The sequence below is a fragment of the Streptomyces sclerotialus genome (assembly GCF_040907265.1).
Lineage (GTDB): Bacteria > Actinomycetota > Actinomycetes > Streptomycetales > Streptomycetaceae > Streptomyces > Streptomyces sclerotialus.
Genome location: NZ_JBFOHP010000002.1, coordinates 4614158 through 4629415, shown reverse-complemented (window position 1 = coordinate 4629415; position 15258 = coordinate 4614158). Strand labels below are relative to the sequence as shown.

Sequence of the window (15258 nt, the reverse complement as noted above, 5' to 3'; positions counted from 1 at the left end):
CCCGGTGCGAAACTCAGGTCATGCGGTGGGTGGTGGGCGAGTCGGCGAACGGGGGTGTCCGGCTGTGTGCGGTGGACGAGGCGGGGCGGGTCGCCGGGGAGGTGGCCGAAGAGCCGGATCTCGTCACGGCGGTGCGGGCGCGGCCCGAGGTGGAGCGCTGGGTGTGGCGGTCCACGGCGGAGTCGTACCGCAAGCTGCTGGCGGCCGGGGTCCGCGTCGAGCGCTGTTACGACGTCGAGGCCGCCGAGTCGCTGCTCATCGGGTACGAGGAGGGCCAGTCGGGCCAGCCGAGGTCGCTCGCCGCGGCCTGGGCCCGGCTGCACGGCCTGCCGGTGCCCGAGGACCCGCCCGTGCGGAGCGCGGAGACGCAGCCCTCGCTCTTCGATCCGGGCCCGGTGCCGCTGCCGCCGGGGACGGACGAGTTCACGGCGCTGCTGGAGGTCTATGCCGGTCAGCTGGCGCGTACGGAGAAGACCGAGCGGCCGGAGCGGATGCGGCTGCTGCTCGCCTCGGAGTCGGCCGGGATGCTGGTCGCCGCCGAGCTGCACCGGGCCGGCGTGCCCTGGCGCGCGGACGTGCACCGCGCACTGCTGGACGAGCTGCTCGGCGAGCGCTATCCGGGCGGTCTGGAGCCGCAGCGGCTGGCCGAGCTGGCGGACGAGGTGTCCCGCGCCTTCGGGGCGGACGCGCGGGTCCGCCCCGATCTGCCCGCCGACATCATCCGGGCCTTCGGCCAGGCCGGGATCAAGCTGACCTCCACCCGCAAGTGGGAGCTGCTCGGCATCGACCACCCGGCCGTCGCCCCGCTCCTGGAGTACAAGCGGCTCTACCGCCTGCACACCGCGCACGGCTGGTCCTGGCTGCAGCAGTGGGTGCACGAGGGCCGCTTCCGCCCCGAGTACCTCCCGGGCGGCACGGTCTCCGGGCGCTGGACGACCAACGGCGGCGGTGCGCTGCAGGTCCCCAAGGTGATCCGGCGGGCCGTGATCGCCGACCCCGGCTGGCGGCTGGTGGTCGCGGACGCCGACCAGATGGAGCCGCGGGTGCTGGCCGCCGTCTCCCGGGACCCCGGGCTGATGGAGGTGGCGGGCAGCGGCCGGGACATGTACGCCGACCTGGCGGCCCGCGCCTTCGGCGGGGACCGCGCGCAGGCCAAGCTGGCGCTGCTCGGCGCGATCTACGGCCAGACCTCGGGCGACGCGCTCAAGCACATGGCGGACCTGCGGCGCCGCTACCCGGCAGCGGTGGCGTACGTGGACGACGCGGCGCGGGCGGGCGAGGAGGGCCGCCTGGTGCGCACCTGGCTCGGCCGTACGAGCACGCCCGCCTCGGTGGCCGCGCCCGACGAGGCGGGCCTGCCGCAGGAGGAGGCCCCGGCTTCGTACGGCAGCACGGCGGGCGCCCGGGCCCGCGGCCGCTTCACCCGCAACTTCGTCGTGCAGGGCAGTGCCGCCGACTGGGCGCTGCTGGTGCTGGCCGCGCTCCGCCGGTCGCTGCACGAGTCCGGCATGCGGGCCGAGCTGGTCTTCTTCCAGCACGACGAGGTGATCGTGCACTGCCCCGAGGAGGAGGCGCCCGCGGTGGCGGCGGCCATCGCCACGGCCGCCGACCTGGCGGGCCGCATCGCCTTCGGCCGCACCCCGGTCCGTTTCCCGTTCACCACGGCGGTGGTGGAGTGCTACGCGGACGCGAAATGACGTACGGCACCGCGTCGTGCGGCGCGGTGCCCGGGGACCGGTCGCGGCGGGCACGGGGCCGCGCCCGGGCCAGGGGAAGGCGGCCCGGCAGGCTCTAAACTCCGAGGAGGCCCCGGTGCGGCCGGCCGGGCCGTGCGGACGTGTGAGGACGTGGCCGATCGCCATCCGGGAGAGGACGAGCGTTGACCGGTACCGAAGGGACTGCCGACGGCACTGCCGAGGGGACTCCTGACGCCGTGCCCCCGGCCGACGACGCCGCGCCCGCCGCCGGCGACGCCGCGTCCCCGGCCAAGCTCGGCCCCAAGGACCGCCGGAAGCGGATCGCGGACCGGGTGCTGGCCGAGGGCCAGGTCAGCATCGAGGACCTGGTCAAGGAGCTGGGCGTCAGCCAGATGACCGTCCACCGCGACCTGGACACGCTGGAGCACCAGGGCTGGCTGCGGAAGGTGCGCGGCGGCGCCACCGCGGCGCCCAACGCCCTGTTCGAGTCGAACGCGCGCTGGCGCGGCAGCGAGCACGTCGCCGCGAAGGAGGCGATCTGCGCGGCCGCGCTGGCCATCGCGGAGCCCGGCCAGGCGGTGATCATCGATGACTCCAGTACGGCGCTGCCGCTGGCCCGCTCGCTGTCCGGGCGCGGCGCGTACACCGTGATCACCAACTCGCTGCAGGTGATCAACGAGCTGGCCGACGAGCCCGACATCCGGGTGATCGCGCTGGGCGGCGAGTACCACGCCGCGTTCAACGCCTTCCTCGGCATGTCCACCGCCGACATCGCGCGCAGCTTCCGCGCCGATGTCGCCTTCCTGTCCACCTCCGCCGTCGACAACGGCCACTGCTACCACCAGGCCCAGGAGAACGTCCTGGTCAAGCGGGCCCTGATGGCGGCGGCCCGGCGCAAGGTGCTGCTGGTGGACCACTCCAAGTTCAGCCGCCAGGCGCTGTACGAGCTGGCCCCGCTGGCCGACTTCGACCTCGTCATCTCCGACCAGGATCTTCCGCAGGCGGAGCAGGAGGCGCTTCAATCTCTGGGTGTGCGCTACGAACTGGTGGCGACCGGCGGCTGAAGCGGAGGCGGCGGACGTGCGTGAACTGCGGAGCGGACCGGCGTGGACGGCGGGACGGAGCGGCACATGACCGGCCTGGAACGGATCAACCCGCCGCAGCTGTCCCCGCCGACCGGCTTCAGTCACGCCGTACGGGCCGCTCCGGGCACCCTCGTCCTGCTCGCCGGGCAGACCGCGCTGGACGGCGCGGGCCGGATCGTCGGCACGGACGTCGTCGAGCAGTTCGCACAGGCGCTGACGAATCTGCTGGCCGCCGCGGAAGCGGCCGGGGCCGGCCCGGCCGACCTGGGCAAGCTGACGGTGTACGCGGTGGACGTGGCCGACTACCGCCGCAACGCCGCCGCCATCGGCCGGGTCTGGAAGCAGCTGGTCGGCACGGACTACCCCGCGATGGCGGTGATCGGCACCACCCGGCTGTGGGACGAGGCGGCGCTCGTGGAGATCGAGGGCATCGCGGTCGTCCCCTGACCGCGCCGCCCGCCGGCTCTCACCCTCCGTACCAGCCCACCAGCGTCTTCTCGTCCGTGTCCGTGAGCGTGATCCGGAAGACCTCGGCGAGCACCCGCGGCAGCTCGGCGCCGGACACCTCGCGCACGTCGCGGACGTGGTCGGTGCCGGTCAGCGTCAGCTCCGTACCGACCAGGGTGCGCCGCAGGCCGTGGTCGGGGCGCTGCACCACGAGGCGCTGCACGAACGGCGAGCGCGGGTGGGTGGCTATGTAGTGGTTGAAGACGGCGAAGTCGACGGCGTGCCGCGGCTCCTCCCCGAAGGAGTACAGGTCGAACCAGCCGTCGGCGTGCAGCGACCGTACGACCCACGTGCCGTCCGCTTCCCGGCCGATGCCGAAGGTCCAGCCGCCCTGCCGCTCCTGGTACCCCGCGCGCAGCGGCAGCGGCGCGAGGAGCGCCTCGCCGCCGAAGCCGACGTCGGTGATCCACTCCTCGCCTTCCAGCCGCACCTTCAGCAGTGCGTGGGTGGTCGGGCGGATCCTGTCCTCGCCCATCCGGATACGGGCGCCGAGCCCGGAGACGGCGAAGCCGAGCCGTTCCAGGGCGGCGGCGAAGAGCAGGTTGTGTTCGTAGCAGTAGCCGCCGCGGCCGCTGCCGACGAGCTTGTCCTGGAGGCTCGGCACGTCCAGCGGCACCGGCCGGCCCAGCAGGACGTCGATGTTCTCGAAGCCGATGGCCGTGACGTGGGCGGCCTGGACGGCGCGCAGCGTCTGCAGGGTGGGCGTGCGGTCCCCCGCGTACCCGATGCGCTCCAGGTAGGCGTCCAGGTCCAGCTGTTCACCGGACCAGGCCGACTCGGGCATGGTGTCTCCTCCGGACGACGACGGGGCCCGGTCCGCGCGCGAACCGGGCCCCGGATGGCACAGGCGATTCTGCCTGGCCGTCGTGTCACTTCCGGTGGCGGGCCACCTCGGCGGCGTCCTTCTTGAACGCCCAGTTCATCTTGGGCTCCATCGCGAACCGGAACATCCGCTGCACCGGTGGGGTGCACAGCACCGTGATGATGGTGCCGGCGATCAGCGTCAGCGCGATCGCGCCGAGCGGGGTGTGCACCCAGTGGAAGTCGTCGTACCAGCCCCAGAAGCGCGACCCCTTGGCCAGGAAGCCGTGCAGGAGGTAGCCGTACAGGGTGCCGGCGCCGAGCGCGGTGAACCACATCTTCCGGCCCGGTACCCAGGCGAAGAAGCACGCCACCAGGACCAGCGAGCAGCCGAACATCGCCAGCGTCATGACGGCGCCGGACCACCACGGCGCGGCGAGCTCCTGGGCGCTGTCGCGGTGGTAGAACCACGCGGCGTTCATCCGGGGCGCGGCCCAGTACGCGAAGACCAGCGCGGCCGCGAAGACCGGCACGGCCAGGATGCGCGCCCGCTTGTTGCGCACGAGCAGGAAGTGCTCGGGCTTGAGGCACAGGCCGATGACGAAGAACGGCAGGAACTGCAGGACCCGCTGGAGGTCCAGGTCGTCACCGATGTCCGGCGAGACGGACGCCAGCACGGCGATGGCGAGCGCCAGCGGGACGGGCCAGCGCACGATCTTCCAGATCGGCGTGGTGAGCCGCCAGATGAACAGCGCGACCAGGAACCAGGTCAGGTACCAGGGGTCCAGCAGGCTGATGGGATACCCCGGGTCGTCGTCCGCCACCCGCTTGAACAGCGTGTACGCCGTCTCGAAGAGGATGTACGGCACGGCGACGCCGGTGATCAGCCGCTGCAGCCGGTCCTTGCGCATGTCGAAACTGCGCGAGAAGTAGCCGGAGATGATGATGAAGGCCGGCATGTGGAACGCGTACACCGTGATGTAGAGCGCCGCCGCCGAACGGCTGCCGTCCCGCAGCGGCTCCCACGAGTGGCCCATCGCCACCAGCACGATCGCCAGGTACTTCGCGTTGTCGAAGAAGGCGTCGCGCTGCTTGCCGTTCTTCGCCGGTGCGTCCGGCTTCCGTCCGGTCTGCCGCGCTCCACCCGTGACCGGGGCGTCCTTGACCGCGGTGTCCGCGGAGTCCGGCGCGGTCCGGGTGGGCGGAAGAGGGGTGCGCCGCTCACTGTGCGGCTGCGCGAGATTGTTCACGTCCCCTCCCCCAGGCAACCCAGGGAGAGAATTCTCCGTCTTACCGGAATTGCGGGGAGCGAGGCAGCTGAGAACATCAGAGGCACCCTAGCCCGGCACGCCGAATCCCGTAAATCGTCTCCTCACTTGCTTCACATGCCATGTACGTCACACGGCGCGCGACGGAAGCGGAAGCTCCAGGTCAGAGGATTACGCCGTCGATACCGTACGACGAGAAGGCCCGTTTGGCCTGACTGACCGACACGCCCCAGGTGTGCACTTCCATCCGCTCGGCGTGCGGGCCCCACAGGCTCTGCACAGCGGACACATAGGCCGAACTCAGGTCCTTGTACGGCGGATTGATCCAGTCGGCGAACCGGGCGTACTCCGGCAGCTTCGCACGGCTGGGCGTGCCGAGCACCGCCGTACGGACGTCCGGCTGCCGCGAGTGCACCTCACGTACGGCGTCACCCCCGAAGCTCTGGACGACCAGCCCGTCCATCACGTGCTCCGCGTCGAGCCAACCGGAATCCCGCAGCTGGGCGAGGACCTGCTTCACGATGCCCGGGTACTGCTCCGGGTTCTTGATCTCCAGCAGGAGGTGCTGGCCGTTGCGGTCCACCCGGTTCAGGTAGGAGGCGAGGGTGGGCACGCGCTCGCCCGCGAACTCCTCGTCGAACCAGCTGCCGGCGTCCAGCCTGGCGATCTCGGCGGCGGTGAAGTCCCCCACCCGCCACGGCGATCGCTTCGGGTAGACCTCCTCGGCGTCGGTGGTCCGCTTCAGCGTGGTGTCGTGGATGACGACCAGCTTGCCGTCCTTGGTGCGCTGCACGTCGTTCTCGACCCACTCCACGTCGCGCCGGTCGGCTTCGTCGACCGCGGCGAGGGTGTTCTCGGGGGCGTACTTGGCGGCTCCCCGGTGCGCGATCACGGAGGCGCCGTAGAGCGGCAGCCCCTTCTGGGCGGAGACCAGGCGGACCGGGGCCGGCGGGGCGGCGGCACCACCGCCCCCGGCACCCGCGTCGGCGGCGAGCACCGCCGCGAAGAGAAGGACGAAACCGGCTGCGGCGCTGCGGACGGCGCTTCGGAGCATGGGGCCTCCTGGACGCTGGCGGCGGGCCTCGCGTGCCAGGCGGAGCGGACCGCCCCTCCCAGGTACCGGAGCCCATGACAACTCCCACCACAATTGCACCAGTTTATCCGTTTTCCCATTTCTGTGCGCCAGGCGGGCTAAGCGGGCCGCACAATCAGGACACGGAGGGACAACGGCCAGGCACGAACACTCCGAGTGAGGCATTAACCAACGATTGGCCTCTTCTGCCCCACCACGTCACACGAGGGACCGCAACTCGGGCAGCACATCGGCATCCGTACCGTCCAGCGCCGCCAGCGACAGCCGCCACTGCTCACCGGACTCGGCACCGCGCCCCAGGGTGCGCAGCACATGCCCGTACTCGTACCGCGCCTTCCCCGCCGTGTACGCGTCGCCGCGCACCTCGGCCAGGTCCAGCAGCGCCCGGCACTCGTCCGCCGCCCGCTCGTCCCGCGCCAGCCTGCGGAGCGCGCGGATCAGCCCGAGCCGGCTCTCGGAGACCGTGTGCCAGTCGGTGGCCTCCTCCAGGGAGCGCAGCGCCGCCTCGAAGTGGGCGACCGCGGCTTCCGGTTCGCCGAGCGAGAGGTAGGCGCAGCCGATGTTGCAGCGCGCCGTCTGCTGCAACCGTGCGCTGTCCAGCCGTACGCCCGCCTCCAGGCTCCGACGGTGGTACTCGATGGCCTTGCGCGCGTCCGCCAGCTCGTAGAGGTTCCCCAGGTGGCTGAGGCAGACCGCCACCGCGTGGTCGTCACCCAGCCGGTGCGCGTACGCCAGCGCCTCCTCCTGGGCCGCCGCGGACTCCTCGGGGCGCCCCAGCACGTACAGGAGCAGCCCGCGGTTGCTGAGCACCCGCTGCAGCCACTCGTCGTCGCCCAGCAGCCGCGACCGCGCGATCGCCTCGTCGATCAGCACGAGCGCCTTCTCGTAGCGCCCCGACATGTAGTACGCACCGGCCAGGTCGCTCATCGCGACCACCTCGGCCCCGGCGTCACCCGACTCCCGGGCCCCGGCCCGCGCCAGATCGCTCAGCTCGGCCAGTTCCTGCGTCCGCCCGCGGCGTTGCAGGTACGGCTCCAGCATCCGTGCCAGCGTCACGGCCGCGTCCCTGCCGTGGTCCGTACGGATGTGCCGCGCCACCAGGTCGCGCATCACCGCCAGTTCCCGGTCGCCCCAGCCGAACGCCTCCTCGGCGTCCGCGAACGGCGCGGCGCACTCGGCCGGTTCGCCCGCCAGCCGCAGCGTCCGGAGACGCGACGCCGGCACGAACACCCGTACGGACTGGGCGGCGCGGGCGGCGAACCACTCCACGCCGCGCCGCGCCGTGGCCGCCCGTTCCGCCCCGTCCTCGTGCCGCGCCGCCAGTTCGCGCGCGAAGTCCCGTACGAGGTCGTGCGGCGCGTACCGGCCGAAGGCCACCTCCTCCAGCAGCGCCACGTCCACCAGCCGGTCCAGCGCGGCACAGGCCCGCCGGTCGTCGGCCGCCATCAGCCGGGCCGCCAGCCCCGTCTCGTACGCCGGCAGGTCCAGCACGCCCATCCGGCGCAGCGCCAGCGCCGCGTCCCGGTCGACGGGCCGGTCCGAGGCCACCAGTGCGTCGTACGCGACCGCCAGCGAGCGGCGCACGCTGAGGTCGTCGTACTCCAGGTGGTCCAGCCGCCCGTCCTGCCCGTCCAGCAGCTCCACCAGCGCCTCGACGGTCAGCGCGCGACGGGCCGCCAGCCGCGCCGCGACCACCCGCAGCGCCAGCGGCAGCTGTCCGCACAGCTCCGCCAGCCGCCGGACGGCCGGGCTGCCGGCCGGCACCCGGCCCTGCCCCGACACCCGGCTGATCAGGTCCACGCTGTCCCGCTCGGCGAGCCGGGCCAGCGGCAGGTGCACCGCGCCGTCCAGCGCGGCCAGCGGCGACCGGCTGGTGACCAGTACCGCACAACCGGGGGCCGCCGGGAGCAGCGGGCGCACCTGGGCCGCGCCGGCGGCGTCGTCGAGGACGAGGAGGACGCGGGCCCCGTCGAGCGTCGAGCGGAACAGCGCCGACGCGGCGTGCACCTCGTCCGGCACCCGCCCGCGCGGCACACCGAGGTCGCGCAGCAGCACCTCCAGTGCCTGAAGGGCGCTCATGGGCGCGCCTCCGGGGTTGGCGCCGTGCAGATTGAGGAAGAGCTGCCCGTCCGGATAGCGGTCGCGCAGCCCGTGGGCGACGTGCACGGCGAGCGCGCTCTTGCCGACACCGGCCATGCCGCTCAGCACTGCGGTGGCCGCCCGGTCCCCGCGGGGCGCCAACGCCTCGTACAGCACGGCGATCTGGTCGTCGCGCCCGATGAAGGGGGACGTTCGCGGCGGGAGTTGCGCAGGGCGGGGTGCGGGCTCCGTCAAGGGGGCGGAGTCCGGCACAGCGCCAAGAGGTGCGGCTCCCGCTGCCTCCGTGGCGGAGCGCTCGTCGGCACACTCGGGCGGGGGCCCATCGGCTCCTCCTGGGACAGCCCACGCAGCTGCCCTGGGGACAGCCCCCGCAGTTGCCCTCCGGGCGGGGACGTCCACCCCGGTCTCCGGGTCCTCCCGCAGCACCTCCTGGTACGCCTCCTGCGCCGCAGCGCCCGGTTCGACGCCCAGTTCGTCCACCAGCCTCCGGCGCAGCGCGTGGAAGACGGCGAGCGCCTCCGCCTGCCGCCCCGTACGGCGCAGCACGAGCATCAGCTGCCGGTGGAAGCCCTCCCGCAGCGGATGCTCGGCGACCAGCCGGGACAGTTCGGGCGCCAGGCCGCCGTGCCGCCCGAGCCGCAGCTCGGCGTCGTACCGCCACTCCAGCAACTGGAGTCTTTCCTCCTCCAGTTGCCGCACGAAGGGCTGCGCGTCCAGCGCCTCGGAGACCTCCTCGGGCAAGCCGTCCAGCGGCCGGCCGCGCCACAGTGCGGACGCGTCGGCGGCCTCCTGGAGCACCGCGGCCCAGTCGCCGCGTGCGTACGCCTCCCGGGCACGGCGGACGGCCGCGGTGAATTCGGTGCTGTCCAGTTCGCCCGCGCGGACCCGCAGGAGATAGCCGGGGGCCACCGAGCGGAGCCGTCCGTCACCGTCCGCGCCGAGCGCCCTGCGCAGCCGTGTCACGTGGTTGTAGAGCGAGGCGTTGGCCGACGCGGGGGCACGCTCGCCCCACAGCGCTTCCTTGAGCACCTCGACCGGTACGACGCGGTTCGCCCGTAACAGGAGGGCGGCCAGCAGCGCCTGGCCCTTCGCGCTGTTCAGCGGTCGGGCCGCGCCCGCCGCATCGTGCACCGTCAGCGGGCCCAGCAGGCCGAACCGCATGTTGCCCCTCCGTACGGGCCGACCCGTCGGCCCCGTCGTCACATCGGATCCGGCCCGTCGGTGCGCCGGCGCGCACACCGTCGTCGGGGGAGCGCAACCGCCGAGCCGGATCCGGAGCCGGACCGCCGCCACCCGACGCCCTGCTGGAGGTTTTGGCGGCGGCCGAAGAGTGACAGGCTCTGGGGGATCGGTCACTCTCGACAGGGAGCCTCGCTTGGACAGCGACCACAGCGGAAACGGCGACGACGACGGCTGCAGTGCCCTCATGGACGCTGCCGTACGGCAGCGGGCCGTCGCCCTCGTCCAGCGCATCCTGGACCGCGCGTACCAGGGTGAGGCCGAGCTCTACGCCCATCTGGACTGGCTGGAGCAGGCCCTGCGGTGCCGTTACGTCAGCGACTTGATCTTCTGGCCCGACGTGCCGCCCACCGCCGAGGAGGTCGTGCGCCAGGCACTGTCCTTCGGACCGGCCATCCCCCGGCCGCGCGGCTGCCCGCCGGACCGTACGAACGCCAGGCACTGAGGGCGCGCGACAGGCGCCGCGTACCGCCCGCGCGCCGGCTTCGCCTCAGGGCCGCCTCACAGCGGGTGCGTGGAGGTCACCGGACGCGGCGCGACGGGCACCCGGCCCATCCGCCCCACCGGTGCCATCGGCGCCCGCGCCGCGGCCCGGACCGGCGCCGCGGGCCGGGGCATCGCCCCCGCCCGGACCGGCGCGACGGGCCGCGCAGGCGCCGCAGCTCCGGCCGGTACCGCAGATCGGGGCGGTGCCACAGACCGGGGCGGTGCCGCAGCCCTGGCCGGTACGGCGGGTCCGACCGGTACCGCGGGCCTGGCCGGGGCCGTCACCACGGCCGGCAGCCGCGAGCCGGGCGCCGCCGCGGGCCGGCCGGGGCCACCGGACCGGCCGGGACCGCCGGTGCGCCCCGGACCACCGGGCCCCTGGCCGGTGCCGCGTACCGTGACGTCCTGCGGCCACCGGGCAGCCGGCCGCCGGACGGTGCCCGCCCGCCACTCGGCCAGCAGCCGGTCGTAGATCGGGGTCGGCTCCGTCCCGGGGCGGGGCACGGCTCCCGGACGCTGTCTGTCGAGAAAGAACTCCACGCCAGGGTTCAACTCGAAGCCATGGCCCCAGGTTGCGGGCGGCGCCCGGACCGGGGTCCGAATACGCCTGCCTCAGGGACGGTGTGAAGATACGTTCCCGCACTGCCGAACAGGCCCGCACCGCACGAGAGGCGGGACGGTGCCGGAGGGTGAAGGACCGGCACCGCCCCGCGAAGGCCCACGCATCACGGCCGGTGACACGCTCCGCCACACCCAGTGCAACGCTGCCGCGTGCCGGGAGGTAATGATTCCGGGCCCGCCGCCACCCGGCCGTGCGCCACGAATGGCCGCAGCCCCGTCCCCCTCGCCGCTCCGGACGAAACGGCAGGTCAGGCAATATGACCGGGAGCGACGTCCCCGCACGGCGGGTAGCCGATGAATTGCGCCCGGCGACCGCTCTTTGCACCGTGACGATATCTCGGCGTCCCTCCGACGCACCGCTCGGCAGTGCCGCCCCCAGGTACCGCCGTGCCCCTCGGCTACCGCCACGACCGGTCATCCGAAAGGACCACCATGCGCATGCTCCGGAAGCCTGGACTCGTCGTCACCTCCGCCGTCTGCGGCGCCCTCGTCCTCGGCGCGGCCGGTCCGGCCGCCGCGGCTGCCACCGAAAGAACCGCCGCCCCTCCCGACGTGGCCGCCCCGGTCCCTGACACCGACGCCCCGGCGAGCGACAAGGCCTCGGGCGGCCTGCTGGGCGCCGTCTCCGACGTGCTCCACGTGGTCGGTGACGCGCTGACGAAGGACGACAAGAAGTCCGATGCGGAGACCAAGGCCGAGGCCCAGGCCATCGCCGACGAACTGGCCAGGCTCCAGGGCCGCGACCTGATGTCCACCCCGGAGTCCCTGGAATCCCCGGAGTCCCTGGAGTACCCGGCGGACCAGTCCGGCCTGACCGGCACGGACGCCCCCACCGACATCTACGCCGAGGCCGCCCCGTACGCACCGACCGACCACGCCGACGCGGACAACAGGAACCCGGAGCTCCCCGGCAACCGGGCACCGGCCCCCGAGACGTCGCAGGAACAGGCCGTCGGCACCCTGCACGCGAAGCTCCTGCGCCTGGTGGCGGCCCTTGATTCGAAGGACCGGGAGGACCTGATGACCGCCACCGAGGAGACCGTCTTCGCCACCACCAACCTGGCCAAGACCATCCTCAGCAGCGCCCAGGACCCCTGGACCCGGCCCTCCGGCACCTCCGGCATGCCGCAGCAGTCGCCGTACGCCCAGCCGCCCGCCTTCCAGGAGCCGGGCGCCGAGACCCCGGACGTGGACTACTGAGCGACCCGCTCCCTCGGGGCCCGCGCTAACCCCTTCGGCCCACATCCGCCATAACCCGCGGCAGGGACCGCCGGTTGTACGGGGACGTGGACATGAAGGACGACGACGAGTACGCGGACCCGCAGCCCCCGCGCGTGCCCCGGCCCGGCCGCTGGGTGCGGGAGGAGCCGACGCCGATCTACGACCGGCTGCTGGCCGAGTGGCACGCGCGCGGCCCGTTCCCGCCCCGCCGCGAACTCCCCGACGACGCCGAGCCGCCGGGCGGCGGTCCCGTCCCGCCGCCCGGGGCACCGCAGGTGCCCGACCCGCCGCGCCGGCCGCCCCGCCAGCGCCCGTACGAACTCTGACCGTACGGACCCGGCCGTCCGTACCGCCCGTCCCGGCCGCGGCGGCCGGGGCCGTCGCCGTGCCGGTACCGTGCCGGCGTGCCGCTCCCGTCGGCCCACCCGAACGGCGAAAGGCCCGGGCCGGCCCTCCGGAGAGGTTGCGGCCCGGGCCTCCGACGGCATTCCTAGTGGTTGCCGACGCCGTTCTCGGAGAGCACCGGGACGTTCTCGAGGAGGTGCGACAGCGACTGGTCTCCCTTGTCCTGCGAGGCGTTCTCGGTGCACTGCATGTTCTGCTGGTCCGAGAGGATCGGGATGTCGTCGACGAGAGCGATGGGGATCTTGTAGAAGGCGATGCAGGGCTTGTTGAAGGAGCCCTGGATCAGGCCGATCTGCGGGCTCATGTTGCCGTGCGTGGTGGTGTTGCCGAAGGCCTCGGCCGCGCCGTTGCCGGTGGCGCTGGCGGGTCCGTGGTCGTCTCCGAGAGCAAGCGCCTGCGGGGCAGTCGCGGCCGACACCCCGACGACGGACGCCGCGACCGCGGCGGAGGCCATGAACTTCTTGATCACGATTCACCCTTCTTGTTACTGAATGCCCGCATCCGGAGCGCTCTGCCCAACTCGCCTCAGTGGATTTGGTTGTGCAATTTCACCCATATGGTTCTTGGTCCGGCTCCCGAATTCACTGTTGCGACACAGCCGCCCCGGAGGAATAACGGCACGGACGTTCGCCCATACGTTCAAGAAATCTCGCACGCCATTCCGCGAAATCGATGCGCCGACTCGCATCCGCCGTTCGACGGTAAATTCGGCGGTGCGCCGGACAACGGGCCCCAGCACGGTATGTTGAACGAGCGGCCGACCGGCGAGGACGATTCCGTTCCCCTTCATCCGGAACCGTCCTCGCGGTCGCGGGCCCGGACGGGCCGTACGCCGTCCCGCTGCGCGGCGGCCGATCCTTGCGCCGGATCGGCCGCCCGGCGGTGCGGGCCAGGACTACCCCAGCGACACCAGCGGCGCGTTGTCCACGAGTCCGGTGGCCCCGTCCACCAGCCTGTCGGTGTCGCCGTGCTTCACCGCTCCGGTCGTCTCCGCCAAGCTGTCCAGCACCGGATCGATCTCTTCGCCCCTCGTCCTGGCGAGGGCGTCGTACACCCCGCCGTTCAGGCTCATGCGCGGTGAGGTCGTAGGGGAGGCATCGGCGAACGCAGGGGTCGCACCCCCCAGCGCCACCACGGAGCCGGCGAGGATCGCCGCGGCCTTCGCGAGCTTCATCTTCAGCGTCCTTTCCACAACACGGTCTTGCCACAACGGCGCCCTGTGCGTCGTGCAGGTACTGCGGAGTGCCGTACATTCCGCTGCCGACGCTCTGGGTAACGACCCGGCCTCCATACGGAAACTACGCCCCTGCCGCTTTTTCCGATGACACTCGAACGACGCGAATCATGACCGATTTCCAGGCCTTATCCACTGCCCCGCACCGGAGCAATGCCGACCGCCCATAAGGAAAATCTGAATTTCTACCCGGTGGCCTGCACCGGTTCCGTACCGTGCTGCCCGGCGCCGCATCGGGCACCGGGCAGCGGGCCTCAGCGCCGCGCCGTACGTGCCCGGCGGTACAGGATCGCCCCGCCCACCACCAGCGCGGCACCGGTACCGGCCGCCACACCGATCCGCTGGGTACCGGTGCGGGCCAGCTGCGTCGCCACGGACTCCGGTTCGGTGGCGCGCGATGCCCCGTCCGCCTCCTGGTGCGTCAGGCGCGTGCCCGCCCCCTCGTCGGCCCGCGGCTTCTCCCGCCCGCCCGGCCGCGGCTTCTCCGGCTTGCCCGGCCGCACCTTCTCCGGCCCGTCCGGCCGCGGCGACTCGGGGGTCACATGCTGCGGTACGGAGTCGTCGGCGTGCTCCTGCTCGCTCGACGAGGAGTCGCAGCGGTTGCCGAAGGCGGGATTCAACAGGCCGACGACGTCGACGGAGTTGCCGCAGGCGTTGACCGGGACGTCGACGGGTGCCTGGGCGTTGTTGCCCGAGCCGACGCCCGGTGAGTTCTGCGCCGAGCCGGTCGCGCTCGCGCCCCCACCGCTGTCCTCGCCGCCCTCCGCCGTACGCTGCCCGTGCTGCGCCTCGTGCGCCTGCCCGTCGTCGTCTCCCCCGGCACTGGCACAGCCGTTGCCGAAGCTCGGGTTGAGCGCCCCGACGGCGTCCACGCTGTTCCCGCAGACGTTCGCGGGCAGCTCCACCGGCGCTTGGACGGTGTTCCCGGAGAGCACGCCCGGGGAGTTCCCGCTTCCGCTGCTCGCCCCCGCGTCCGCGAACGCGCTCCCTCCGGCCACCCCGAGCACACCCGTGGTGGCCGCGGCGGCGAGGAGACCCTTTGCCAGGACCTGTCGCATTGGTCTTCCTGTCTTCGCTTGCCGTCGCGTAAGGGCTGCTGCCCGTACGCCCGTAACTACAAGGCGGCCCCGGGGCGCATGGCATGCGTCCCGAGGCCGTCCAGGTCGAACTCGCACCTGCGTGCGTCGCGGACGTCAGTCGTTGACGCAGGTGTTGCCGAAGGAGGGGTTCAGCAGGCCGATGATGTCGATGGTGTTGCCGCAGAGGTTCACCGGAATGTGAATCGGAACCTGGGCGACATTGCCGGACAGCACGCCCGGAGAGTTGTTGGCGGCACCGCTGGCACCCGCGTCGGCGAACGCCGGCGCGGCGGCGCCCGCAGCCATCAGCGTTCCAGCGGCGACCGCGGCGACCTTCGTGTACTTCACTTTCAGCCCTTTCTGCAGCGAAGTTCGTAACGGTCACGACCTTCGTGCCGCACGAGCGCTATCCCGATCGCCCG

14 protein-coding genes are annotated in these 15258 nt (G+C 72.8%); 6 read left to right on the top strand and 8 right to left on the bottom strand.

Going from position 1 to position 15258, the window contains the following annotated elements; genetic code table 11:
• Positions 1-20 precede the first annotated feature (20 nt).
• From AAC944_RS20570 to AAC944_RS20560, 3 genes are all read left to right on the top strand, one after another.
• Entirely contained in the window at positions 21-1697 is a 1677-nt protein-coding gene (locus AAC944_RS20570) for a bifunctional 3'-5' exonuclease/DNA polymerase (RefSeq protein ID WP_030621802.1), read from the top strand.
• A 182-nt stretch (positions 1698-1879) separates the two neighbouring features.
• Positions 1880-2761 carry a DeoR/GlpR family DNA-binding transcription regulator gene (locus tag AAC944_RS20565; RefSeq protein WP_368396378.1) on the top strand — a complete coding sequence of 294 codons (882 nt, stop codon included), beginning with the start codon at positions 1880-1882 and terminating at the stop codon, positions 2759-2761.
• Between the two features lie 66 nt (positions 2762-2827).
• Positions 2828-3229 carry a RidA family protein gene (locus AAC944_RS20560; protein WP_030621805.1) on the top strand — a complete coding sequence of 134 codons (402 nt, stop codon included), beginning with the start codon at positions 2828-2830 and terminating at the stop codon, positions 3227-3229.
• A gap of 19 nt (positions 3230-3248) precedes the next feature.
• On the opposite strand, the gene AAC944_RS20555 is transcribed toward AAC944_RS20560, so the two are convergent.
• The 4 genes from AAC944_RS20555 to AAC944_RS20540 all read right to left on the bottom strand — a co-directional run bounded on the left by AAC944_RS20555 (position 3249) and on the right by AAC944_RS20540 (position 9712).
• Positions 3249-4073 (bottom strand): arylamine N-acetyltransferase family protein, encoded by an 825-nt coding sequence (locus AAC944_RS20555; RefSeq protein ID WP_030621813.1) that lies wholly within the window; start codon positions 4071-4073, stop codon positions 3249-3251.
• Between the two features lie 85 nt (positions 4074-4158).
• Positions 4159-5340, bottom strand: coding sequence for an acyltransferase family protein (locus AAC944_RS20550; RefSeq protein WP_030621814.1), 1182 nt, complete (start codon positions 5338-5340; stop codon positions 4159-4161).
• A gap of 181 nt (positions 5341-5521) precedes the next feature.
• The gene (locus AAC944_RS20545) at positions 5522-6412 is read right to left on the bottom strand and encodes a glycerophosphodiester phosphodiesterase (RefSeq protein WP_030621816.1); all 891 of its coding nucleotides are present in this window, start codon (positions 6410-6412) and stop codon (positions 5522-5524) included.
• A gap of 237 nt (positions 6413-6649) precedes the next feature.
• On the bottom strand, positions 6650-9712 hold the full coding sequence (locus AAC944_RS20540; RefSeq protein ID WP_030621817.1) for an AfsR/SARP family transcriptional regulator: 3063 nt from the start codon (positions 9710-9712) through the stop codon (positions 6650-6652).
• A 214-nt stretch (positions 9713-9926) separates the two neighbouring features.
• On the opposite strand from AAC944_RS20540, the gene AAC944_RS20535 reads away from it, so the two are divergent.
• From AAC944_RS20535 to AAC944_RS20525, 3 genes are all read left to right on the top strand, one after another.
• On the top strand, positions 9927-10235 hold the full coding sequence (locus tag AAC944_RS20535; protein WP_368396377.1) for a hypothetical protein: 309 nt from the start codon (positions 9927-9929) through the stop codon (positions 10233-10235).
• 1100 nt (positions 10236-11335) lie between these two features.
• Entirely contained in the window at positions 11336-12097 is a 762-nt protein-coding gene (locus AAC944_RS20530) for a hypothetical protein (protein ID WP_030621822.1), read from the top strand.
• A 92-nt stretch (positions 12098-12189) separates the two neighbouring features.
• On the top strand, positions 12190-12444 hold the full coding sequence (locus AAC944_RS20525) for a hypothetical protein (protein ID WP_196943231.1): 255 nt from the start codon (positions 12190-12192) through the stop codon (positions 12442-12444).
• Between the two features lie 164 nt (positions 12445-12608).
• On the opposite strand, the gene AAC944_RS20520 is transcribed toward AAC944_RS20525, so the two are convergent.
• The 4 genes from AAC944_RS20520 to AAC944_RS20505 all read right to left on the bottom strand — a co-directional run bounded on the left by AAC944_RS20520 (position 12609) and on the right by AAC944_RS20505 (position 15184).
• Positions 12609-12992 (bottom strand): rodlin, encoded by a 384-nt coding sequence (locus AAC944_RS20520; protein ID WP_030621823.1) that lies wholly within the window; start codon positions 12990-12992, stop codon positions 12609-12611.
• Between the two features lie 426 nt (positions 12993-13418).
• Complete coding sequence (locus tag AAC944_RS20515) at positions 13419-13697, bottom strand: hypothetical protein (protein ID WP_030621825.1); 279 nt, start codon at positions 13695-13697, stop codon at positions 13419-13421.
• A 314-nt stretch (positions 13698-14011) separates the two neighbouring features.
• Positions 14012-14815 carry a chaplin gene (locus AAC944_RS20510; protein ID WP_030621828.1) on the bottom strand — a complete coding sequence of 268 codons (804 nt, stop codon included), beginning with the start codon at positions 14813-14815 and terminating at the stop codon, positions 14012-14014.
• A gap of 135 nt (positions 14816-14950) precedes the next feature.
• Positions 14951-15184 (bottom strand): chaplin, encoded by a 234-nt coding sequence (locus AAC944_RS20505; protein ID WP_030621836.1) that lies wholly within the window; start codon positions 15182-15184, stop codon positions 14951-14953.
• Positions 15185-15258: the final 74 nt, after the last annotated feature.